This is a genomic window from Nocardioides sp. GXQ0305 (assembly GCF_050880345.1).
Taxonomy (GTDB): Bacteria; Actinomycetota; Actinomycetes; order Propionibacteriales; family Nocardioidaceae; genus Nocardioides.
The window spans coordinates 56,152-77,024 of the sequence record NZ_JBNYXG010000001.1 but is presented as its reverse complement, the minus strand read 5'-3'; the positions used below and the strand labels follow the sequence as shown (position 1 = coordinate 77,024).

Sequence of the window (20,873 nt, the reverse complement as noted above, 5' to 3'; positions counted from 1 at the left end):
GCTCAACCGGCGCGCAGGACGCACGCCTGGTCGAGCGCGCGCGTGGCCAGCTGACGGACCTCGGCCGGCGGCTCCACCAGGACCCGAGCCCGACGCGCGTCGGACCCCTCGCCCACCTTCACCGTGAGGGCGAGCGTCCACGCTGCGGTGGCCTGGCCGCGGGCGTGCTCGTCGCACCGGTTGCCCGGCAGGATCGCGGCGGGCAGGCGCGCCTCGGGCACCGACGGCGGCATCGTGACCGGCGTCGGGACGCGGAGGTCGTAGAGCACGGTGCCGTCCGACGCGACGACCTCGACCGGGTCGGTCCCGTCCCGCCGGGTGACCAGCAGGGTGCCGACGGCCGCGGGCTCACCGTCGCGTTGCCCGGGCGCGACCCGCCAGTCGTCCGCGTACCCGATCTCGACGTTCTCCTCCAGGAGCCGGTCGGCGCACCACGTGTCGTACAGCCGGCGGACGAACACCTGGCCGCTGCCCTCGAGCGGCTGCGCCACCTCGCCGGCCGCCGTGCGGACGATCCCGCGCACCGGATCCTCGGCGGCGTCTGCGGATGCGCAGTCGGGGACCGGCAGCACGACCTGGAGGTCGAGCGTCTGGCCGGCCGCGAGGGTCGCGTCCTGGGGCGAGGTGAAGGTGCCGTACCCGGCCCAGTCGAGCCCGGCGGCGGTCACGGCCAGCTCGGAGTCCGAGACGTTCTCGACGCGGAGCAACGCGCGTCGAGTCCCCTCGTCGGGGAGCAGCTGGGTGAACCCGAGCCGCACCTGGGGCTGGTCCGACGACGACGGTCCTGGCTGGGACGCCGAGCACCCCCCGAGCACCAGACCCAGCACGACCGCCACGACGACTCCCCACCTCGTACGCACGCGGCCCATCATGTCCGAGTGGCCACTGTCCGACGACCCGGTCGCGTCAGTAGCCTCCCCGGATGAGCAGCTCCCGCGAACGCGTGGCCCTCGTCCTCGACGCCGGCGGCGCCCGGTCGGCCTACCAGGTCGGCGCCCTGCAGGTGCTGCTTCCCGCGATCGCTGCCCGCGGTCCACGTCCGACCCTGCTGGTCGGCACCAGCGCCGGCGCACTGATCGCGGGAGCGCTCGCGGCCACCGCACACCTCGGCCCCGAGGAGCAGGCGGACCGGCTGATGGGGGTTCTCCAGGGTGCGACCAAGAAGAACGTCATGCAGCCGCTGTGGCGGCAGGCGCCGACGGTGCTGGCGCGCTACGCCTCGGAGACCGTCGGCGCGTCCCGCTTCCGGCTGCGCGGGCTGGTCGGAACCCGACCGCTCGCTAGGACCCTGGACCGCTCGATCGACTGGGACCGGCTCCACCGCAACGTGGAGGAGGGCCTGGTCGAGGTCGCGGCGGTCACCGCGACGTCGGTCCGCACCGGCTGGGTCACGATGTTCGCCGAGGCGACGGCGTCGTACGGCGACCTGCCGAACCCGCCGCGGGAGCACCACCGCTGCTATGCCGAGACCCGCCTCGGGGTCGACCACCTGATGGCGTCAGCGGCGATCCCGGTGCTGTTCCCGTCGGTGAAGGTGTCCGAGCCCGAGTCGGCGGCCGGGTGGTACGTCGACGGCGCCACGCGCCGACGGGTGCCGCTGGCGCCGGCTCTGGAGCTGGGGGCCGACCGGGTCGTGGTCGTCGGGACCGGCGCCCTGCACGCCACCGACCCCGACCCCGCGCAGGACCAGGCCGCGGTCGACCTCGGCGACGGCGGTGCCACCCTGCTCGGCGCCGTGATGGACGACCCGCTGCGGCACGACCTGCGGCGGCTGGCGTCGGTCAACAGCTTCGCTGCCGACGACGAGGTCGCCCCCCACCTGAACCGGCACCGTGCGGAGATCGGCCGGCCGCCGTTCCGCGTGACGCCGTACGTCGCCGTGGCGCCGCACACGGGGACCGACCTCGCCGAGCTGGCGATGGAGGTGTTCCGCGCCAACCACGGCCTCCGGCGGTCGCTGCTCGACCCGGACCTGCAGCTGGTCCACCGGCTGCTCGGGAGCGACAGCCCCCTCCAGGGCGAGCTGCTGTCCTACCTGCTCTTCGACCCCGACTTCTTCGTGGCGGCCGCAGACCTCGGCCGGCGCGACGCCGAGCAGTGGCTCGCGGACAACCCGGGGCTGTGGCGGACCGACCTGGTGCCGCTCTCCGACCCGTCCTGATCCGGCCCTCCTCACCGGAATGCCGCCGCCGTCGCAGTGGTTGCCCACCACATGAGGTTCCGGTCGGCCGAGCCGCTGGTCCCCCTCTCGGACGCGCTCGCGGCGCTCGGCGACGAGGGCCACCTCGGCACGTACGGCGACGAGGTCCCGGTCGCCTCCATCATCGGCAGCGCCGCCCGGTCCCAGGACTTCGACCGCGACTTCCGACCCCGGCGCACCACCGACCGGCACCGCCACGTCCGGGAGCTCTTCGACCGCGGCAGCTACCCGCCGGCGGTGGAGCTGGTGCGACTCGGCGAGGTCTACTTCGTGCTGGACGGCCACCACCGCATCGCCGTCGCACGCGAGCGCAACTGGGCGAGCATCCCGGCGCGCGTGCGCCACGTGTGCACCGTCGCCTTCGCCCGCTGCTGCCTCCAGCTCAGCCACCTCGACACCCTGGCCGCGCAGCGACGCTTCCTCGACGAGATCCCGCTGCCCGACGACGTACGCCGGTCGATCTGGCTGGACGAACCCGCCGACTGGTCGCGACTCGCCGACGCCGCCCTGGCCTGGGCCTACCGTCGCCAGGCGACGGCCGGCACCCCGTTCGTGACGCCCTTCGACCTGGCGAGCGCGTGGTGGTACGAGTACGTGCAGCCGCTCGTCGGGCAGCTCCGCCACCACGACGGCGCCGACGACCTGCCGGACACCGCGGACCTGCAGCTCCTCGTCACCGCGCTCGCCCGCCGCGACCGGCTGAAGGACCTCGACATCCGCCTCCCGGGTGCGCCGGGGCACGCCGACGACGGGCGTCCGGCGTGAAGGCGGTCGTCCGCGAGCGCTACGGACCTCCCGAGGTGATGCGGCTCGCCGACCTCCCGGTCCCCTCGCCGGCCCAGGGACAGGTGCGGGTCCGGGTGGTGGCGACGTCGGTCAACCTCAGCGACTGGGAGGGTCTGACCGGGTCGCCCGGCTACGCCCGGCTGGGCGGGCTGCGGGCCCCGCGCCGCCACGTGCTCGGCTCGGACATCGCGGGAGTGGTCGACGAGGTCGGGGACGGCGTGACCCGGTTCCGACCGGGCGACGAGGTCTACGGCGACAACCTGGCGCTGATGGGCGGGTTCGCCGAGTACGCCGTCGCAGCGGAGGCCGCACTGGCCACGAAGCCGCCGGAGCTGTCGTTCGCCCAGGCGTCGACCCTGCCGCAGGCCGGGGCGATCGCCGTGCAGGGCACCCGCTGGGCGGTCCCCGGAGCGCGGGTGCTGGTCAACGGCGCGGGAGGCGGCTCCGGGTCGTTCGCGGTCCAGCTCGCCGTTCGGGCCGGTGCACAGGTCACCGGCGTGGACCACGCCCGCAAGCAGGACTTCATGCGGTCACTCGGTGCGCACGAGGTCCTCGACCACGCCGAGCAGGACTTCACGCGGGTCCGGCCGCCGTACGACCTCGTGCTCGACCTGGTCGCGTACCGCTCGCCCTTCGCGTACCGGCGCGCGCTCGCACCGGGGGGCACCTACCGCTGCGTCGGCGGGAACGTCCGCACGCTGCTCGAGATCGTGACGGTCGGCGTGGTCGCGGGCGCCCTCACCGGTCGCTCGCTCGGCGTCCTGCTGGTCAAGGAGGGACCGGCCCACTTCGCGGAGCTGGCCGACCTGTGCGTCGCCGGCGAGGTCGCCATCCACATCGACCGGACGTTCCCGCTCGACCAGGTCCCCGCGGCCCTCGCGCACGTCGGCGAGGGCCGCGCCCTGGGCAAGGTGGTCGTCGAGGTCGCCTGAGCGACACCGCCATCGCAGTGAGTGGAACAGGCCGTTCCGGAACCGGGGTGGCCCAGACCGAGGGTGGTGGAACACCGCGTTCCACCACGGGCCGGCCACGACCTGCCGGATCCGGGACACGGTGTCCCACTCAGGGCTCCCGCAGGTGTCAGTCGGCGACCACGACCTCCACGTCCCGCGCGGCCAGGGCCGCGGCGGTCGCGGGGTCGGGTGGGGCGTCGGTGAGCAGCGCGTCCACCTGGTCGGCGTCGCAGATCCGCGCGAACGCCGACTTCCCCAGCTTGGAGTGGTCGGCCACGACGACGACGCGGCGGGCGCGCGCGGCCAGCTGCCGGTTCACGCTCGCCTCGCCCTCGTGGGAGGCGGTGGCGCCGTGCTCGAGGTCGAAGGCGTCGACGCCCAGGAAGACGAGGTCGAGGTTGATCTGGGTGAGCGACGCGTCGGCCAGCGGGCCGATCAGCTCGTAGGACTGCGGCCGGGCCACGCCGCCGAGGGCGACGATCTTGATGTGGCGGCGTACGGCGAGCTCGGTGGCGATGTTGAGGGCGTTGGTGACCACCGTCAGCGGCCGGTCGCCGTCGCCCCCCAGCTCGGCCCGGCGGGCCAGCGCCCTGGCGACCTCGGTCGTGGTGGTACCGCCGTTGAAGCCGACCACCTGACCCGCCTGCACCATCTCGGCACCCGCCCGGGCGATGCGGAGCTTGGCGTCGGCGAAGCGGGTCGCCTTGTAGCGCAGCGGGAGGTCGTAGGACGCCGCGGTCGGGACGGCGCCGCCGTGGGTCCGGGTGAGCAGCTGCTGGTCGGCCAGCCGGTCGAGGTCGCGCCGCACGGTCGCGGCGGACACGCCGAGCGCCTGCACCAGCTCCTCGACGTCGAGCTTGCCGTGCTGGGAGAGCAGCTCGAGGATCGTGTCGAGTCGGGAGTGGCGGGACACGGCGGCTCCTCGGTCCGGGGTACGGGCCATCGTCTCGTGGTCCGGCCTACTTGAGGGTGCCCGCCGTCAGGCCGGCCTGGATCTGGCGGTAGAAAATCAGGTAGACGATGACGACCGGCACCATCGCGATCGCCAGCGCCGCGAACAGGATGCCCCAGCTGCCCTCGTAGCGCTGCTGGGCCAGCAGGGTCGCGATCCCCTGGGCCAGCACCGGCTTCTCCGGCGACAGGAACGACGGCAGCACGAACTGGTTCCACTGCCCGAGCACGTTGAAGATGCCGATGCTGAGCAGCCCGGGCTTCGCCATCGGGAGCATCACCCGGAAGAACACCTGGGTGTGGGAGCAGCCGTCCATGATCGCGGCCTCCGCGATCGAGGTCGGCAGGGTCCGGAAGAACGCGTGCATGAAGAACACCGTGAACGGCAGCGAGTAGGCAACGTACACGAGGATCAGGCCGTGGTAGGTCGAGAGCATGCCGAGGCTCTGCACCACGAAGAACAGCGGCACGATCGCGAGGAAGACCGGGAACATCATGCCCGCCGCGAACAGGTAGAAGATCAGCCGGTTGCCGCGGAACTCGTAGCGGGCGAGCACGTAGGCGACCATCGAGCCGAGCAGCATCGTGAGCACCACGCCGCCGGTCACCACGATCACGCTGTTGAGCAGGTAGTCGCCGACGCCGCCGCGCTCCCAGGCCGCGCTGAAGTTGGACCACCGCCAGGTCTCGGGCAGCGACCACGGGTCACCGAAGATCTCGCGCGAGTCCTTGACCGACGCCAGCAGCGCCCACAGGAACGGCACGATCACGAGCAGCGACCACAGCAGCAGCACGGCGTGGGCGGTCAGGGACGCCGCGGTGTCGCCGGACCCCTGCCGCAGCTGCGGGCCGTGGGAGGTCGGCGGGCGCGAGGCCTCGCCCGGCTGCAGGTCCGGCGGGGACGTGGTGGTCATCGTCGTCTCCTGCTCAGAACTCGACTCGGTCACGGCGCGAGATCCGCAGCATGAACGCCGCGATCACCAAGGTCAGGACGAACAGCACCACGCCCATCGCCGAGGCGTAGCCGGCCCGGCCGAACTGGAAGCCGTTCTGGGCGATCTGCAGCGACATCACCTGGGTCGAGTTGTCGGGGCCACCGGGGCCGGCCGTCATCACGGCCACCAGCGCGTAGACGTCGAGCGCCAGGATCGCGAGGTAGACCCACGCGGTCTGTACGGTGTCCCAGAGCAGCGGCAGGGTGACCCGGACGAACGTCGACAGCCGGCCGGCCCCGTCGATCACCGCGGCCTCGAAGATCTCCCGCGGCACCGAGCTGATCGCGGCGTTGAACAGCACCAGGTAGAACCCGACGCTGCCCCAGACCAGCACCCACATGACGCACCACAGCGCGAGGTCGGGGTCGGACAGGAACCCCGACGGACCGATCCCGACCAGTCCCAGCACCGAGTTGACCAGGCCGTTGCTCGTCGGCTCCAGGATCACCGACCAGATCACCGCGATCACGGGGATCGACAGCACCTGCGGCATGAAGAAGGTCAGCTTGTAGAACCCGTTGCCGCGGATCCCCTTGACGCCTGCGCTCGACGCGCTGCCCCCGACGTTGAGCAGGAAGGCGTAGAGCAGCGCGAGGAACACCGTCGCCAGCGGGACCACCACCAGCAGCACGATGTTGTTGCGCATCGCGGCGAGGAACAGCGAGTCGTCGAGCAGCCGACGGAAGTTGTCCAGCCCGATGTAGCTGAACTCGGGCGTGACGCCGGTCCAGTCGGTCAACGAGTAGTGGAAGGCCTGCACGAACGGGGAGAGGACGAAGACGACGTACAGGACCAGTCCCGGGGCGAGGAAGCCCACGATGAACCGTCCCTTGCCGTGCCTCATCCCCAGCCCCTCTCGTGCGCCGGGTCAGGCCGAGCGGGTCCGCTTGACCGTGTTCGGGTCCTCGGCCGTCTCGTCGGCAGCCGCCTGGGCGCGGCTGCAGAACTCGTCGGCGTCGATCCGACCGGCGGCCAGCTCGGCGACGGCGGAGCCGATCTTGGGCTCCATCGGCGTGTACCACTTGTTGTAGTAGTAGTTCCAGTTGTCGTCGCCGCCGCTCTCGATCAGCGCGATCGACGACGCGGCCCCCGGCGTGAGGTCCAGACCCTCGGTGGCGCCGTTGACCACGGTCGGGGCGGCCGTGAGCTTGGTGAACTCCGCGGCGCCCTCCTTGGACAGCATCATCCGCATGTACTCCAGGCCACCGGGCACGTTCTCGGCCTTCGCCGGGACGATGAACGCCTCGGCCGCCTCGACCCGGCCACAGTCGAACGGGAGCGCCGCGCCGGGCAGCAGCGGGGTAGGCGACACGGTGGTCTCGAAGCCCCCCGGCGCCACCTCCTTCTGCTCGTTCTCCAGCCACGACCCGCAGGTGATGAACGCGGCCTTGTGCTCGTTCCAGCGGGTCTGGGACTGGATGTGGTCGAGGCCCTCGGTGCCTTCGAGCATGTAGCCCTTGGCCTTGAGCTCCTCGATGGCTCCGGCCGCCGCCTTCATCGACTCGTTCTCCCAGGCCCCGGGCTCGAGGGAGTCGATCGCGTACGCGACCTCGGGGCCGCCGTGCTTGACCGCGAGGTCCCAGAGCAGCTGCTCGATGTAGTAGGGGTACTTGCCCTGGTGGGCGAGCGGGGCCATCCCGGCACCCTTGATCTCCTCGCAGAGCGCGAGGAAGTCGTCCCAGGTCTCCGCCGGCTCCCAGCCCTTCTCGTCGAACAGCGCAGCGTCGTACCAGAGGCCGTAGACCTGCAGCGCGTAGTTGAGCACCAGCGGGGTGTCGTCGTACTGGCCGGACTCGATGGCGACCGGGTTGAGGGTCTCCTCGACCGTCATGCCGTCGAAGCCGATCGCGTCAGCGGCGTACAGGTCGCTGAGGTCGGCGAGCTGGCCGGTGTCGGCCAGGGTGGAGATCGGCATCGCCTCGGCACCCGCGTTGTCCAGGACGTCCGGCGGCGTGCCTGCGTTGAACAGGGGCTGCATCTGCTGGCGGATGTCGGTGATCGCCTTGTGGCTGATGTCGGCCTCGGCGAACCGGTCGCTGTAGAGCGACTCGTGGAACTTGGCGTAGTCGTCGCCGTACCCGCCGTCGAAGATCACGACCGACAGCGGTGCGGACGCCACCACGCCGAAGGGGTTGTCCGCGCTCTTCTCGCCCTGGTTCTCAGAGGACGAGCCGCCGCCGGAGGAGGCGCACGCGGTGAGCAGCGAGCTGCCGCCGGCGACCGCGACGGCCGCGACACCTGCGCGCTGCAGGAAGATGCGTCGGGACTGGGGGACCGGGTGGGGCATGGGACTCTCCTCGAGACAGAGTGGGCCTGCGGGCCTGTGGGCCGAGCCTAGGATGTGCGGAGTTGCAAGATCAAGAGGCAATACGAGCAGGTTCGATCAGTCAGCGCGGCTCCTCGGCGACGAACATCCGGTAGTCGAGGTGCTCCGGGACCGGCTCGTGCGGGTGCAGCTGCGCCCACAGGTCGCTGATGACCGTCTCGCCCTCGGCCAGGTCCTCGACCACCAGGTCCTGCAGCAACGCGTCGGCGGCTCCGGCGTCCCCGACGTCGGCGTGTGCCTGCGCCTCCTGCAGCCGGGTCCGGCCGTGGCTGCGGACGGAGTCGGGCAGGGTGTCGACGACGGCGAGGCAGTCGTCGGGCCGGCCGGCGTCGAGCAGGACCTGGAGCTGCTCGGTGGCCAGCTGTCGGCACGACGGGTCCAGCTCCCGGGCCTGCGCGTAGCACGACACCGCCTCGTCGACGTCGCCCTCGTCGCCGGCCAGCACGCCGAGGCCCCGGAGCGCGACCGCCGTCGGGTGCGCCTCGACACTGAGCCGGTACGCCGCCCGCGCCCGGTCGCGCTCGCCCCGCAGCTGGGCCTGGACTGCGCGCGCGTGGTCGAGCCACCAGTGGTCGTCCTCGGTCCCCAGGACCGCTCGCCAGCGGTCGGAGACGGGTGGGACCGGCAACCGGTCGGCGGTCCGCTCGAAGGTCGCGCGGTCGCCCTCGACCAGTGCGCGGGCGGGGGTGCTGTCGTCGTCGACCGTCGGGAACGGCCGCGCGGGGGTGGCACCCGACCCGCCGCGGAGCAGCTCCTCGGTCCGGCCCCAGCCGTCCCCCACCGCCAGCACCTCGTCCACCGGCGCATCGGCCACCTCGCCGAGCCAGCCCAGGTGGCGCTCCTCGAGCGGCCCGGGGGGCGCGGCCGCGTGGGTCGCCGTACGGGCCGCGTCGCAGGCCGCGTCGTACGGTCCCGCCACGACGTCCGGGTCGAGGTCGACCGCCCCGAACGCCTCGGTCCAGGAGACCTCGTCGTGGCCGCGGATCACGTCGTGCTCCAGCTGGGTCGGGCAGTAGCCGGCCTGGATCTCGAGGTAGCGCGCGGTGGGTCCGCACAGCCACTCCTGCCAGCGGCTGCCACCGACGCCGTTGCCCCAGACGAACAGCTTGCGCCCGCGCAGCGCCTCGGTGGAGGACTGCGCGAACCCGCGGCCGTCGGCCTCGGTCGACACCAGGTGGCGTCCGGTCTGCTCGCCGACGTCGTAGAAGTAGTCGGCCACCCGGGTGGAGGAGAGCGCGCGGCTCGCGTCGTACGACGGCCCGTCCGGGTGGGGCAGCGAGACCCGCGACAGCACGCCGGCGTAGTCGGTGCGCCACGCGGAGTCCGCGCCGGCCAGCACCCGGGTGCCCTCGGTCTCGGGCACGGCGATGGTGGTCCACCAGTAGAGGGGCTTGTCCTCCGGGTCGGGGTTGACGACGCGCGTCGAGGCGTAGAGCCGGTCGGACCCCTCCGGCAGCGAGAGGTCGATCTGGAGCACCAGGTCGCGGGTCCGCTCCCACTCCCACAACCTCACCACGTCGCCGTCGCCGCGCCGGAGCACGCCCGCATGCATGGGCCGGCTCGTGGTGGTGCTGTGACCGGTGGAGCCGAGGTTCCACTCGATGCCACCGGCGACCCACGCGTCGGTCAGCGCGAAGTTCGCGTACTGCACCACCGGGTTCACGAACAGCAGCTCCCGGTCGCGCCCGTGGTCGTGCAGCGACCAGACCCGGCCGCCGAGCCCGGGCAGCACCAGCGCCCGCAGCAGGCCGTTGTCGAGCTCGATCGCGTCGAACCGGCGGGGCACCGGCACCCGGTCGTAGCCGGACAGCACCCGGTAGGGCAGCGGCGAGGCGAGCCGGCCGAACCGCGCCCGCTCCTGCAGGTCGTCGGGGACGCCGTCCCCCATGTCGGTGCGCGGCAGGGTCCGCAACGGGGTCAGCCGGGGCAGCGGGCTCGGCTCACCGAGCGACGCGGCCGCGAGCTCGACGGTGGTCCGGATCGCGCGTGCCGGGTGGGGATCAGCGGTCACCATGGCCCCGACACTTGCGCGTTTCTGATCGTAGAGTCAAGCGTGTTGCCACTTTCGATCACGGCTGCCTAGACTCCCCCGCGTGAACTCGACGAACGTGGTCTCCGGTCCCGGCACCCACCTCGCGTCCGAGCTGACGACGCAGCCCGAGGACTGGATGACCGCACGCGACCTCGCCCACGAGTACGCCGACGTGCTCCCCCAGCCCGGCGAGCGGGTGGCCTTCATCGGCTGCGGCAGCTCGCTCTACGTCTCCCACTCCGTCGCCGCGACGCGCGAGACGGCGGGGCTCGGCGAGACCGACGCCTGGCCGGCCGGCGACGCCGTGCTCGACCGTCCGTACGACCGCGTGGTCGCGATCAGCAGGTCCGGGACGACGACCGAGGTCGTGCACGCCCTCGAGCGGCTCGACGGCCGGGTGCCGGTCACGGTCATCACCGCCGACCCCGACTCGCCCGCCGCCCGGCTCGGCGAGGTGTGCTCGCTGGCCTTCGCCGACGAGCGGTCGGTCGTCCAGTCCCGCACCGCCACGACCGCGATCGCCCTGCTCCGCTGGCACCTCGGCCACGACCTGACCCAGGCCTCCGAGCAGGCGCGCGCCGTCCTCGAGCTCGACGACGACTGGTTCGACCCGGTGCGTGCGGCCGAGCAGATCAGCTTCGTCGGCCAGGGCGACGCCTTCGGCCTCGCTGAGGAGGCGGCGCTGAAGCTCAAGGAGTCCACCCAGTCCTGGACCGACAGCTGGCAGCAGACCGAGTACCGCCACGGTCCGATCTCGCTGGCCTCGCCCGGCCGGGCCGTGTGGGCCCTCGGTCCGCTGGTGCCCCACTTCGCCCGCGACGTCGCCGCGACCGGTGCGACGTTCCTGCACTCCGGGCTCGACCCGCTCGCCGAGCTGGTCAAGGTGCACCGGCTGTGCGTGCTGCGGGCCGCCGACCGCGACCTGGACGCCGACCAGCCCCGCAACCTGACGCGATCCATCATTCTGGAGCCATGACCCTCGCCCTCGCCATCGACGTGGGCGGGACGAGCGTCAAGGGCGAGCTGGTCGACGCCGACGGGACCGTGCTCGCCGCCCGCACCGCACCGACCCAGCGGGACCCGCACGCACGCGACGCGATCGCCGAGGTCGGCCGCACCCTGCTGGGCGACGCCGGCGGCCGGCCGGTCGCCGCGGCCGGGGTCGTGGTGCCGGGAGTGGTCGACCCGGCGGCCGGGGTGGCGACGTACAGCGCGAACATCGGGTGGCGCGACCTCGAGCTGGCCCGTCCGCTGGGCGAGGCCTGGGGCCTCCCGGTCCGGCTCGGGAACGACGTCGCCTCCGGCGGGGTCGCCGAGCACCGCACCGGCGCCGGCCGGGGCGTGGCCGACCAGGTGTTCGTGTCGATCGGGACGGGGATCGCGGCCGCGCTGCTCTCCGACGGGAAGCTGCAGTCCCGCGACGGCGGCGCCACCGCCGAGCTCGGCCACGTCGCGGTCCGGCCGGGGACCACGTGCGGCTGCGGCGGCGACGGCTGCCTGGAGGCCGTCGCCTCCGCGTCCGCGATCGCGCGTCGGTACACCGCCCTCAGCGGACGGCCCGCAGCGGGTGCTCGCGACGTGCTCGACCGGCTGGCCGACGACGAGGCCGCCCGGATGGCGTGGACCGAGGCCGTCGACGCGCTCGCCGACGGCCTGACCACGGTCGCGCTGCTCTTCGGGCCGGGTCTGGTGGTGATCGGCGGCGGCCTCGGACAGGCCGGGGACCGGCTGCTCGACCCGCTGCGGGACGCGCTGGCCGAACGGGCCCGGGTGGTCCCCGCGCCACCGCTGGCCACGGCTCGGCACGGCGCCCGGGCCGGCGTCGTCGGCGCTGCCCTGCTGGCGCTGGACGGCTGGAGGGCGGAGACATGAAGGCCACGTCCGGACCGGTGCTCGCCGGCACCGTGGTGACCGCCACCGGGATCGTCGAGGACGCCGTCGTCGAGGTGCGCGGCCACACCCTCGGGTACGTCGGACCGCGCAGGGGCTGGGAGGGCGCGCCCCCGGAGCCGGCCGGGCTGCTGGTGCCCGGCTACGTCGACCTGCACTGCCACGGCGGGGGTGGCCACGTCGTCACGTCCACCGACCATGCCTCGATCGAGGCTGTCGCGGCGCACCACCTCGGCCACGGCACGACGACCCTGCTCGCCAGCCTGGTGAGCGCCCCGCCCGACACGATCACCGTGCAGGTCGCCGCGATCGCGCAGGTGGTGGAGGCCGACGCCACCACGATCGTCGGCAGCCACCTCGAGGGGCCCTTCCTGAGCCCGGCCCGGTGCGGCGCCCACGACCCGGCGGCCCTGGCCGACCCCGACCCCGAGGCGGTCAGGACCTGGCTGGCCGCCGGCCGCGGCACCGTCCGGATGGTCACGCTCGCGCCCGAGCTCGCCGGCTCCGACGCCGTCGCCGCGCTGCTGGAGGACGCCGGCGTGGTGGCGGCGCTCGGCCACACCGACGCCGCGGCCACCGACTTCGCCGCAGCACTTGGCGCCCGCCGTACCCCGGTCGTGACCCACCTCTTCAACGGCATGGCGCCCTTCCACCACCGCGAGCCGGGCACGCCGGGGGCGGCACTGGCGGCCCTGGCCCGCGGCGCCGCCACGGTCGAGCTGATCGCCGACGGCGTGCACGTGGCCGACGAGACCGCGACCCTGGTCTTCGACGTCGACCCCGGCGGGCACGTCGTCCTGGTCAGCGACGCGATGGCCGCGGCCGGCCTGCCCGACGGCGCCTTCACGCTCGGGTCGCTCGACGTCACGGTCACCGAGGGAGTCGCCCGGATCGCCTCGGGCTCCATCGCCGGCGGGACCTCCCACGTCGGCGACCTGGTCCGTCGGTGCGTCACCCTGGCGGGCGTCGACCCGGTCGCGGCGGTGGCCGCCGCCACCGCCACTCCCGCGGCCCTGCTCGGCCTCTCCGACCGGGGTGTGCTCGCCACCGGGCTCCGCGCCGACGTCGTGGCCCTGACCGAGGACTGGCGGGTCGACCGGGTGATGCGGGGCGGCGCATGGGTGGGCTGATCGTCACCGTCACGCCGAACCCGGCGTACGACGTCAGCTACGCGACCGACGGCCTCGACCCGGGTCGCGTGCACCGGGTCGCGACCGCGCGACGCCGGGCGGGCGGCAAGGGCGTCAACGTCGCTGCCGTGCTCGCCCGCCTGGGCGAGCCGGTGGTCGCCTCCGGCCTGGCCGGCCCCGGGTTCGCCGCGGACGTCGAGCGGCTCGGCGTCCGGTCGGCGTTCGTCGAGTCGCTGCCGTCGGTCCGGAGCACGGTGACCGTCTTCGACGGTGAGCGCACCACGTCCTTCTGGGAGCCCGGCTCGGCCCCGGTCGACACCCCCGCCGCCGAGCGGGACCTGTGCGACCGGGTGGAAGGCCTGCTGCCCGGGGCTGGGTGCGTCGTGGTGTCGGGGAGCCTGCCGCCCGGGGTCGACCCGTCACTGCCCGCCACCCTCGCCCGACGGGCGCACGACCGCGGCGTCCGCAGCGTGCTCGACGTGTCCGGAGCCGCCCTGCGCGCCGCCGCGGAGGTCCCGGGCGTCGTGCTCGCCCCGAACGCCGAGGAGCTCGCCGACCTGTGTGGCCCGTCGGGGACCACGTCCGAGGTCGTCGCTGCTGCCCGGACCCTCGTCGGCCGCGGGGTCGGCGCCGTGTTCGCGACCCGGGGCGCCGAGGGGATCGTGGTGGCAGCTCCCGACGGCTGCTGGGTGGTGCCCGGTGTTCGCGGCGTCGCCGGCAACCCCACCGGCGCCGGGGACGCGGCGACCGCCGCGATCGCTCGCGGTGTGACGGCCGGTGACGCACCCGCCCGGATCGCCCAGGACGCGGTCGCCCTCGCCGCGACCGCGGTCACCGCGCCCGTCGCGGGCGTGGTCGACGTCCCGCGGTTCCAGCACCACCGCGTCCGCACGACCGCCCACGCGCTCGACGAGGACGCGCCGTGACCGGCCCCGCGGGTTCCACCATGGCCGACCTCGTCCGTCGCGCCGAGTCCGCGGGCGCCGGCATCGGCGCGTTCAACGTGATCCAGCTCGAGCACGCCGAGGGGATCGTCGCGGGGGCCGAGCGGGCCCGCCGCCCGGTGGTGCTCCAGCTCTCGGAGAACACCGTCGACTACCACGGCGCGCTCGCCCCGCTGGCGCGCGCCTGCCTCGCGGTGGCCGACACGGCGTCGGTGGACGTGGTCGTGCACCTCGACCACGTGACGCGGACCGACCTGGTTGCGCAGGCCCTCGACCTCGGCCTCCCGTCCCTGATGTACGACGCCTCGGCGCTGACCCACGACGACAACGTCGCCGCCACCCGATCGGTGGTCGAACGAGCGCACGCCGCCGGGGTCTGGGTCGAGGCCGAGCTCGGCGAGGTCGGCGGCAAGGACGGGGTCCACGCAGCCGGGGTCCGGACCCGGCCCGACGAGGCCGCGTCGTACGTCGCGGAGACGGGGGTCGACGCGCTGGCCGTCGCCGTCGGCTCCTCGCACGCGATGCTGACCCGCGACGCGGTGCTCGACGACGGGCTGATCGCCGAGATCGCCGCCGCGGTCCCGGTGCCCCTGGTGCTGCACGGATCCTCCGGCGTCCCCGACGACGGGCTCTGCCGTGCGGTCTCCCACGGGATGCGCAAGATCAACGTCGCGACCCAGCTCAACAAGGTGATGGCGGCGGCGGTGCGCCGGGCGCTCGCCGACCCCGACCTGGTGGACCCGCGCCGCTACCTCGGCCCGGGCCGGGACGCCGTCGCCGACGAGGTCGCGCGGCTGCTGACCCTGCTCGCCCCGACGTCGTACTGAGTCCGGCGGCCACCGCCGACGGCGCCGCTCAGGGCTGGAAGACGACCTTGCAGACGCCCTCCTTCTTCTGCTGGAAGTCGGCGTAGGCGTGCGGCGCCATCTCCAGGGGGAGCCGGTGCGTGGCGAACGTGTCGACGCCGAGCGGGTCGTCGTCGGTGAGCAGCGGCATGATGTCGTCGACCCATCGGCGCACGTTGGCCTGGCCCATCCGCAGCTGGAGCTGCTTGTCGAACATCGTGAGCATCGGCACCGGGTCCGCTGCCCCACCGTAGACCCCGACGACGGAGATGGTGCCGCCGCGGCGCACCCCGTCGATGGCGGTGCTGAAGGCGGCCAGGCGGTCCACGCCCACCGCCCTCGTCATCGGGGCGGCGACGGCGTCGGGCAGCTTGCCGACGACCTTCTGCGCCGCCCGGGCCACCGGCGAACCGTGCGCCTCCATCCCGACCGCGTCGATCACCGAGTCCGCACCCCGCCCGTCGGTGAGGTCGCGGATGACCTCGCCGACGCCGTCACCGTCGACCTCGCCCACGCACACGGTCTCGGCTCCGAAGACCTTCACCCGGTCGAGCCGGTCCTGCTGGGGGTCGACCGCGATCACCCGGTGGCCGCGGTGGGCCGCGATCCGGCTCGCCATGTCGCCGATCGGGCCGACCCCGAGGACGGCGACGGTGCCGCCGTCCGGCACCGCGGCGTACTCGACCGCCTGCCACGCGGTGGGCAGCACGTCGGAGAGATAGACGAACCGGTCGTCCGGCGGGCCGTCCGGCACCGTGATCGGGTTGGCGTCCGCACGGGGCACGCGCAGGTACTCCGCCTGCGCGCCCGGCACCTGCCCGTAGAGCTTGGTGTAGCCGTAGAGGGCAGCCCCCATGCCGTGCTCGCGCACCTGGGTGGTCTCGCACTGCGTCGGCAGTCCGTGGCCGCACATGAAGCAGTCACCACACGCGATCTGGAACGGCACCACCACGCGGTCACCCGGCCGCAGGTTCGTGACCCCGCTGCCCACCTCCTCCACGATCCCCATCGGCTCGTGGCCCAGGATGTCCCCCTCGGTCATGAAGGGCCCGAGCACCTCGTAGAGGTGCAGGTCCGATCCACACAGGCCCGTGGTGGTCATCCGGACGATCGCGTCGGTCGGCTCCTCGATCACCGGGTCGGGCACGGTCTCCACCCGCACGTCGTCGATTCCTTGCCAGGTCAGTGCTCGCATTTCTCTCCTTCGTGGTCGTCAGGGGGTACGTCGGTTGCCGACGGGGCCGCGGCGGACCAGGTCCGCCAGCCGCCCCGAGGCGGTCCGTGGTCGCAGCACGGGCGTTCCGGTGGCCTCGGCGCGCACCAGGCCGGCCACCGTCTCCCGCAGGACCGCGTCGGCGGGCACCTCGGGAGCCCATCCCAGCTCGTTCCGCGCCCGGGTCGTGTCGAGCAGCGGCACCTGCATCGCGAGGTCGAGCCATCCCGGGTCGACCTGCTGCAGCCGCACCCTCCAGGCGAGGGACGCGGCCCGTCGCAGAACTGACGCCGGGACGTGCACGCACCTGGCCCCGAGGGCATCGGCGATGGTCACGGCCGTCACCGGCGGCTCGGCGGCGAGGTTGAACGCACCGCCCAGCCGTCGCCGGAGCGCCAGCTCGATGGCGGCCGCCACGTCGTCCGCGTGCACCATCGGGACGCGCAGCCTGCGATCGAGCGGGATGGCGGGAAGCAGTCCCAACGCCCGCGCGGGCACGAACCCCGGTACGGCGTAGCGCAGCAGCGCCCCAGCCGCACCCCGCTGTCCGATCAGGCCGGGCCGCAGCCTCGTGATCGTCACCGGGCCGTCGTCGCGCTCGTAGGCGTCGAGGAGTCGCTCCGCGCGCACCTTGTGCCGGCTGTACGGCGACCCGGCCACGCCCTCGGTGGGCCACGACTCGTCCACCGGCTCGACGGCCGGCCCGGGGGAGTAGGCACCCACGGAGGACATGTGGACCAGGTGTGGCACTCCCGTCGCCGTTGCCGCCACCAGCACCCGACGGGTGCCACCGACGCCCAGCCTCGCCAGGTACTCGGTGTCGTGCGAGGGCTGGAAGCCCCACGCCAGGTGGACGACGGCATCGGCACCACGGAACGCCTCGCGCAGGACGGAGTCGTCGCCGCCGGTGAGGTCGACGGCCACCCACTCGACGCCGCCGTCATCGCCCTCGGGGAGCCGGCGGGCCAGCCCCACCAGCTCGTGCTCCTGCGACGTCGTGAGTCGACGCAGCAGCGCCGTCCCGACGTTGCCGGTGGCCCCCGTGATCGCGATCCGCATGTCGCCGCCGTACCCGACCCGACGCTCGCCAAACCGGCCCGGGTCCCGCCACCAGCACACACCCATGGCGACGAGAGGCTGGTCGGTCGGGGGCGACCGGTGCCGTCCTTGCCGCCTCCGTCCGACGGCGTAAAGTCTGAGCCGGTCCCACGGTCACCGGCGGTGCCCTCCGGTGGCCGTCCACCTCGGTGTGCTTCGTTGTGCGCGGTCACCGCGGTGTCAGCAGAGCGCACAGCGGCAGGAGCACTCGTGGACGCCGACTCCACCCGCATCTCCGAGGCGATCACCGAGGTCGCGCGGCTGCTCCACACCCCCATGGACGCCGACGAGACCCTGGCGGCGATCGCCCACGCCGCGCGGCACACCGTCCCGGGCTTCGACCACGTCGGGGTGTCCATCACCCATCGCGACGGCACGATCGAGACCCGCGCCGGCACCGACCAGCTGGTCTGGGACCTCGACGCCCTCCAGTACGGGCTCAAGGAGGGACCGTGCTACGAGTCGATCGTCGAGCAGGGGGTGCTCCTGGTCGAGAACGCCCACCACGCGCAGCGGTGGCCGCGCTACATCCCGCAGGCCGCCGAACGCGGTCTCCGCGCCCAGCTGGCGGTCGGCCTCTACGAGGACGGGGACTCGTTGGGTGGGCTCAACCTGTACTCCACCGGTTCGGCCACCATCGACGACGACGCGGTACCGCTGGCCGAGCTCTTCGCCACCCATGCAGCCTTGGCGCTGGGCCGGTTCCGTGCCGAGCGTGAGCTCAACGACGCCATCGCGTCACGTCAGGTGATCGGCCAGGCGACCGGGATCCTCATGGAGCGGTACCAGCTCGACGCGCACCGGGCGTTCGGCTTCCTGGTCCGCACCTCGCAGACCGGGAACGTCAAGCTCCGCGACGTCGCCGCCGAGCTCGTCAGCTCCACCGACACGAGGTACACCATGGACTGACGCCGGCAGCGACAGGATCCGCGACGTGCTCCCGGAGCTCACGATGCAGTCGGGCACCGACGAGATCCTGCTCCGGCTCGCGTGGAGTCGGAGCCGTCCCCCCGCGGCGGGGACGCCCTGGAGCTGGGCGCCGACGGCATCGACCGCCCGCTGCGTTCCTCCTCCCGTCCGTGCGCGACGTCTTCATCGACCCGGCGTTGGGAACATGAGCGGTGGCAGCACGCGACCGCAGGAACGGAGCACGGCGATGTACGAGCGCGACGAGACCGAGGCCGAACGGCTCGACCGGAACTGGCTGGACATGCTCCAGGAGCTGCGCGTCGTCCAGACCGGCGTCCAGCTCCTGGCCGGCTTCCTCCTCACCCTGCCGTTCAGCTTCCGGTTCGGAGAGCTGGACGCCTGGCAGGTGCGGCTGTACCTGGCGATCGTCGTCGTGTCCGCCCTTGCGGTGGGGGTGACCCTCGTGCCGATCGGTGTCCACCGTCGGGTCTTCCGGCAGCACGTCAAGGACCGGGTGGTGGCGACGGGACACCTGCTGACCCAGGTGCTGATCGCCCTGCTGGCCGCGATCATCGTCGGCATCACGACCCTGATCTTCAGCGTCACCCTCGGGTGGACGCCTGCCCTGGTGGTGGCCGCGAGTGCGACCGTGGTGCTGACCGTCCTGCTGCTCGTGATCCCGCTCGTCGCGGCGCGCCAAGACTTGCCCGACTGACCGGGGACCGGAACCAGGTCGCCGACCCGTGGTCGGCCGGGAAGCAGCCCGTCAGTGGTTGCGGAGCGCGTCGATGAGCTCTGACTTGCTCATCTGCGAGCGGCCCTCGATGTCGAGCTCTGACGCCCGCTCCCGCAGGTCATCGACGCTCCAGTCGTCGTACGACCCCGCTCGGCCTCCGCGCTTGCCGACGGTGTCCTCGCCCTCGGCGGCCGAGGCATTGGCGATCCTCGCCGCCTTCTCCTTGCTCGCGCCCTCCCGGCGCAGCGCTTCGTACTTCTCGTCGTCCTTGACGCTGGGACCCGGGTCCTTGCCCTGCGGCATCTCTTCCTCCTCAGGTTGCTCCTGGAGGTGGTCGTACCCGCGGGCGGCCGTTCCATCCCCGACCGCATGCACGAGACACCGATGGGCACGGTGAGATGCGTGGACGACTCGACCAGACGCCCGCCCGTGTCCCTCTACCTCGCAGCCCTGGCCGCCCTGCCCGGGTCGTGGCTCGGCGTGTCGAGCTACCTCGGACTGCCTGCTCCCCACCTGGAGGAACCGCTGCTGGCGGTGATCTACGGCGGTGCCATCATCGGCGCGGCGTTCCTGCTGTCGTGGGCCGCCGAGGCGGTTCAGGTCGACATCAACGCGGGGCTCGCGCTCGCCCTGCTCGCGCTGCTCGCCGTGCTGCCCGAGTACGCCGTCGACTTCGTGTTCGCCACACACTGTGGCGCTGCCTTCACCGGGGACGGGAGCAGCCCGGAGGTCTGTTCCCTGGCGCTGGCGAACATGACCGGAGCCAACCGGGTCCTCGTGGGCGTCGGGTGGCCCCTGGTCGTCCTGGTGGCGACCCTGGCCGTGTGGCGGACCGCCCGGCGCGAGGGGCGCGACACCGGCGACGCGGCGTCCGCCTCGAGCCGCGTGGGCGAGGTCCGGCTCGCTCCCGCGATGTCGGTCGAGATCGGTTTCCTGGCGTTCGCGACCCTGTACTCCCTGTCGCTCCCACTACGCACCAGCATCGGCATCTGGGACTCGGTGGTGCTGATCGGCCTGTTCGTGGCGTACGCATGGCGGTTGTCCCGCATGCCGCGCACCGAGCCCGACCTGCTCGGGGTCTCGGCCTGGGTGGGGAGGCGCCCGAGACGCGTACGCCGAACCGCGCTCGTCGTCATGTTCTCGTTCGCGGCGCTGGTGATCCTGGCGACGGCCGAGCACTTCGCCGAGAGCCTGGTCGCCTCGGGACGTCAGATCGGCATCTCCGAGTTCCTCCTGGTCCAGTGGGTGGCACCGCTGGCGAGCGAGTCGCCCGAGCTGATCGTGGCCTGCCTCTACGCGTGGCGGCTCAAGGCCAGCGACTCCCTGGGCACGCTGCTCTCGAGCAAGGTGAACCAGTGGACCCTCCTGGTCGGCGGGCTGCCGGTGGTCTTCGCGGTGTCCGCGATGACCACCAGTGGGCTCCCGCTCGACACCCATCAGCGCTACGAGCTCCTGATCACCGGGGCGCAGTCCCTCTTCGCCGTCGCGCTGCTCGTCAACGTGAGCCTCAACGCGCGCGCCGCCATCGCGCTCCTCGGACTGTTCCTGTCGCAGTTCCTGGTGAGCGTGCTGTTCAGCGAGCAGGTCAACCAGATCGTGATCGTCGTGCTGTCCGCTGTGTACGTGGTCGCGGCGGTCGCGATCCTCATGAGGCACCGGGGCCGTGCCCTGAGGCTGGTCAGGGACGCGACCGTGTCCTCGCTCGAGGCCCTCCCCGAGGAGCCCCAGGAGGACGACTCCGTCCGTGCGCGCTGAGAACCGCCGCGGGTGAACCCCGGCCAACGGTTCATGCGCGACGGCGTCAGGACGAAGGTGCAGGAGCCCCTCCCCTACAGCGGCGGTCGCTGACTCACCCGCACGGGCGT

Annotated in this window: 20 protein-coding genes; 11 read left to right on the top strand and 9 right to left on the bottom strand. The window is 73.1% G+C overall.

The annotated features are described in order from the left end of the window. Positions 1–2: 2 nt before the first annotated feature. Positions 3–860 (bottom strand): hypothetical protein, encoded by an 858-nt coding sequence (locus ACQ1X7_RS00380; RefSeq protein ID WP_432476163.1) that lies wholly within the window; start codon positions 858–860, stop codon positions 3–5. A 62-nt stretch (positions 861–922) separates the two neighbouring features. On the opposite strand from ACQ1X7_RS00380, the gene ACQ1X7_RS00375 reads away from it, so the two are divergent. From ACQ1X7_RS00375 to ACQ1X7_RS00365, 3 genes are read left to right on the top strand one after another with little or no spacing between them, the layout of a single operon-like run. After that, a complete protein-coding gene (locus tag ACQ1X7_RS00375) occupies positions 923–2,161 on the top strand; it encodes a patatin-like phospholipase family protein (protein WP_432476162.1) in 1,239 nt (412 codons plus the stop codon). Positions 2,162–2,212: 51 nt separating this feature from the next. Then, entirely contained in the window at positions 2,213–2,965 is a 753-nt protein-coding gene (locus ACQ1X7_RS00370) for a hypothetical protein (protein WP_432476161.1), read from the top strand. Then, positions 2,962–3,918 (top strand): NAD(P)-dependent alcohol dehydrogenase, encoded by a 957-nt coding sequence (locus tag ACQ1X7_RS00365; RefSeq protein ID WP_432476160.1) that lies wholly within the window; start codon positions 2,962–2,964, stop codon positions 3,916–3,918. The genes ACQ1X7_RS00370 and ACQ1X7_RS00365 overlap by 4 nt, the downstream gene beginning before the upstream one ends. 148 nt (positions 3,919–4,066) lie before the next feature. Here ACQ1X7_RS00365 and ACQ1X7_RS00360 read toward each other — a convergent pair whose 3' ends face one another. The 5 genes from ACQ1X7_RS00360 to ACQ1X7_RS00340 all read right to left on the bottom strand — a co-directional run bounded on the left by ACQ1X7_RS00360 (position 4,067) and on the right by ACQ1X7_RS00340 (position 10,225). Continuing rightward, complete coding sequence (locus ACQ1X7_RS00360; RefSeq protein ID WP_432476159.1) at positions 4,067–4,852, bottom strand: DeoR/GlpR family DNA-binding transcription regulator; 786 nt, start codon at positions 4,850–4,852, stop codon at positions 4,067–4,069. A gap of 46 nt (positions 4,853–4,898) precedes the next feature. Continuing rightward, the gene (locus ACQ1X7_RS00355) at positions 4,899–5,804 is read right to left on the bottom strand and encodes a carbohydrate ABC transporter permease (protein ID WP_432476158.1); all 906 of its coding nucleotides are present in this window, start codon (positions 5,802–5,804) and stop codon (positions 4,899–4,901) included. 13 nt (positions 5,805–5,817) lie between these two features. Beyond that, positions 5,818–6,729 carry a carbohydrate ABC transporter permease gene (locus ACQ1X7_RS00350; protein WP_432476157.1) on the bottom strand — a complete coding sequence of 304 codons (912 nt, stop codon included), beginning with the start codon at positions 6,727–6,729 and terminating at the stop codon, positions 5,818–5,820. Between the two features lie 24 nt (positions 6,730–6,753). Beyond that, a complete protein-coding gene (gene ngcE, locus ACQ1X7_RS00345) occupies positions 6,754–8,172 on the bottom strand; it encodes an N-acetylglucosamine/diacetylchitobiose ABC transporter substrate-binding protein (RefSeq protein WP_432476156.1) in 1,419 nt (472 codons plus the stop codon). Positions 8,173–8,272: 100 nt separating this feature from the next. Further along, the gene (locus tag ACQ1X7_RS00340) at positions 8,273–10,225 is read right to left on the bottom strand and encodes a DUF5107 domain-containing protein (RefSeq protein ID WP_432476155.1); all 1,953 of its coding nucleotides are present in this window, start codon (positions 10,223–10,225) and stop codon (positions 8,273–8,275) included. Positions 10,226–10,304: 79 nt separating this feature from the next. Here ACQ1X7_RS00340 and ACQ1X7_RS00335 point away from each other — a divergent pair, with 79 nt between their 5' ends. Genes ACQ1X7_RS00335 through ACQ1X7_RS00315 form a run of 5 tightly spaced genes read left to right on the top strand, consistent with a single transcriptional unit; the run spans position 10,305 to position 15,034 of the window. Then, positions 10,305–11,219, top strand: a complete 915-nt coding sequence (locus ACQ1X7_RS00335) for an SIS domain-containing protein (RefSeq protein ID WP_432476154.1) — start codon at positions 10,305–10,307, stop codon at positions 11,217–11,219. Next, positions 11,216–12,115 carry an ROK family protein gene (locus ACQ1X7_RS00330; protein WP_432476153.1) on the top strand — a complete coding sequence of 300 codons (900 nt, stop codon included), beginning with the start codon at positions 11,216–11,218 and terminating at the stop codon, positions 12,113–12,115. Before ACQ1X7_RS00335 ends, ACQ1X7_RS00330 begins: the two co-directional genes overlap by 4 nt. Further along, entirely contained in the window at positions 12,112–13,263 is a 1,152-nt protein-coding gene (locus ACQ1X7_RS00325; RefSeq protein WP_432476152.1) for an N-acetylglucosamine-6-phosphate deacetylase, read from the top strand. The genes ACQ1X7_RS00330 and ACQ1X7_RS00325 overlap by 4 nt, the downstream gene beginning before the upstream one ends. Then, positions 13,251–14,189: a 1-phosphofructokinase family hexose kinase gene (locus ACQ1X7_RS00320; RefSeq protein ID WP_432476151.1), complete on the top strand. Its 939-nt coding sequence runs from the start codon at positions 13,251–13,253 to the stop codon at positions 14,187–14,189. The genes ACQ1X7_RS00325 and ACQ1X7_RS00320 overlap by 13 nt, the downstream gene beginning before the upstream one ends. A gap of 20 nt (positions 14,190–14,209) precedes the next feature. Continuing rightward, entirely contained in the window at positions 14,210–15,034 is an 825-nt protein-coding gene (locus ACQ1X7_RS00315) for a class II fructose-bisphosphate aldolase (protein ID WP_432476150.1), read from the top strand. Between the two features lie 28 nt (positions 15,035–15,062). Here ACQ1X7_RS00315 and ACQ1X7_RS00310 read toward each other — a convergent pair whose 3' ends face one another. Next, positions 15,063–16,247 (bottom strand): alcohol dehydrogenase catalytic domain-containing protein, encoded by a 1,185-nt coding sequence (locus ACQ1X7_RS00310; protein WP_432476149.1) that lies wholly within the window; start codon positions 16,245–16,247, stop codon positions 15,063–15,065. Positions 16,248–16,265: 18 nt separating this feature from the next. Next, a complete protein-coding gene (locus ACQ1X7_RS00305; RefSeq protein WP_432476148.1) occupies positions 16,266–17,324 on the bottom strand; it encodes an NAD-dependent epimerase/dehydratase family protein in 1,059 nt (352 codons plus the stop codon). Between the two features lie 249 nt (positions 17,325–17,573). Here ACQ1X7_RS00305 and ACQ1X7_RS00300 point away from each other — a divergent pair, with 249 nt between their 5' ends. Together ACQ1X7_RS00300 and ACQ1X7_RS00295 are read left to right on the top strand one after the other, a co-directional pair. After that, complete coding sequence (locus ACQ1X7_RS00300) at positions 17,574–18,272, top strand: GAF and ANTAR domain-containing protein (protein WP_432476147.1); 699 nt, start codon at positions 17,574–17,576, stop codon at positions 18,270–18,272. A gap of 205 nt (positions 18,273–18,477) precedes the next feature. Beyond that, complete coding sequence (locus ACQ1X7_RS00295) at positions 18,478–18,987, top strand: DUF6328 family protein (protein ID WP_432476146.1); 510 nt, start codon at positions 18,478–18,480, stop codon at positions 18,985–18,987. A gap of 51 nt (positions 18,988–19,038) precedes the next feature. On the opposite strand, the gene ACQ1X7_RS00290 is transcribed toward ACQ1X7_RS00295, so the two are convergent. After that, a complete protein-coding gene (locus tag ACQ1X7_RS00290) occupies positions 19,039–19,311 on the bottom strand; it encodes a DUF7218 family protein (RefSeq protein ID WP_432476145.1) in 273 nt (90 codons plus the stop codon). Positions 19,312–19,410: 99 nt separating this feature from the next. On the opposite strand from ACQ1X7_RS00290, the gene ACQ1X7_RS00285 reads away from it, so the two are divergent. Beyond that, the gene (locus ACQ1X7_RS00285) at positions 19,411–20,763 is read left to right on the top strand and encodes a sodium:proton exchanger (protein WP_432476144.1); all 1,353 of its coding nucleotides are present in this window, start codon (positions 19,411–19,413) and stop codon (positions 20,761–20,763) included. Positions 20,764–20,873 lie beyond the last annotated feature (110 nt).

Excerpts from the sequence above, each read along its gene's own strand:
- ACQ1X7_RS00375 (WP_432476162.1), top strand. The coding sequence starts at position 923 with ATGAGCAGCTCCCGCGAACGCGTGGCCCTCGTCCTCGACGCCGGCGGC.
- ACQ1X7_RS00370 (WP_432476161.1), top strand. The coding sequence starts at position 2,213 with ATGAGGTTCCGGTCGGCCGAGCCGCTGGTCCCCCTCTCGGACGCGCTC.
- ACQ1X7_RS00355 (WP_432476158.1), bottom strand. The coding sequence starts at position 5,804 with ATGACCACCACGTCCCCGCCGGACCTGCAGCCGGGCGAGGCCTCGCGC.
- ACQ1X7_RS00350 (WP_432476157.1), bottom strand. The coding sequence starts at position 6,729 with ATGAGGCACGGCAAGGGACGGTTCATCGTGGGCTTCCTCGCCCCGGGA.
- ngcE (WP_432476156.1), bottom strand. The coding sequence starts at position 8,172 with ATGCCCCACCCGGTCCCCCAGTCCCGACGCATCTTCCTGCAGCGCGCA.
- ACQ1X7_RS00340 (WP_432476155.1), bottom strand. The coding sequence starts at position 10,225 with ATGGTGACCGCTGATCCCCACCCGGCACGCGCGATCCGGACCACCGTC.
- ACQ1X7_RS00330 (WP_432476153.1), top strand. The coding sequence starts at position 11,216 with ATGACCCTCGCCCTCGCCATCGACGTGGGCGGGACGAGCGTCAAGGGC.
- ACQ1X7_RS00325 (WP_432476152.1), top strand. The coding sequence starts at position 12,112 with ATGAAGGCCACGTCCGGACCGGTGCTCGCCGGCACCGTGGTGACCGCC.
- ACQ1X7_RS00320 (WP_432476151.1), top strand. The coding sequence starts at position 13,251 with ATGGGTGGGCTGATCGTCACCGTCACGCCGAACCCGGCGTACGACGTC.
- ACQ1X7_RS00315 (WP_432476150.1), top strand. The coding sequence starts at position 14,210 with ATGGCCGACCTCGTCCGTCGCGCCGAGTCCGCGGGCGCCGGCATCGGC.
- ACQ1X7_RS00310 (WP_432476149.1), bottom strand. The coding sequence starts at position 16,247 with ATGCGAGCACTGACCTGGCAAGGAATCGACGACGTGCGGGTGGAGACC.
- ACQ1X7_RS00305 (WP_432476148.1), bottom strand. The coding sequence starts at position 17,324 with ATGCGGATCGCGATCACGGGGGCCACCGGCAACGTCGGGACGGCGCTG.
- ACQ1X7_RS00295 (WP_432476146.1), top strand. The coding sequence starts at position 18,478 with ATGAGCGGTGGCAGCACGCGACCGCAGGAACGGAGCACGGCGATGTAC.
- ACQ1X7_RS00290 (WP_432476145.1), bottom strand. The coding sequence starts at position 19,311 with ATGCCGCAGGGCAAGGACCCGGGTCCCAGCGTCAAGGACGACGAGAAG.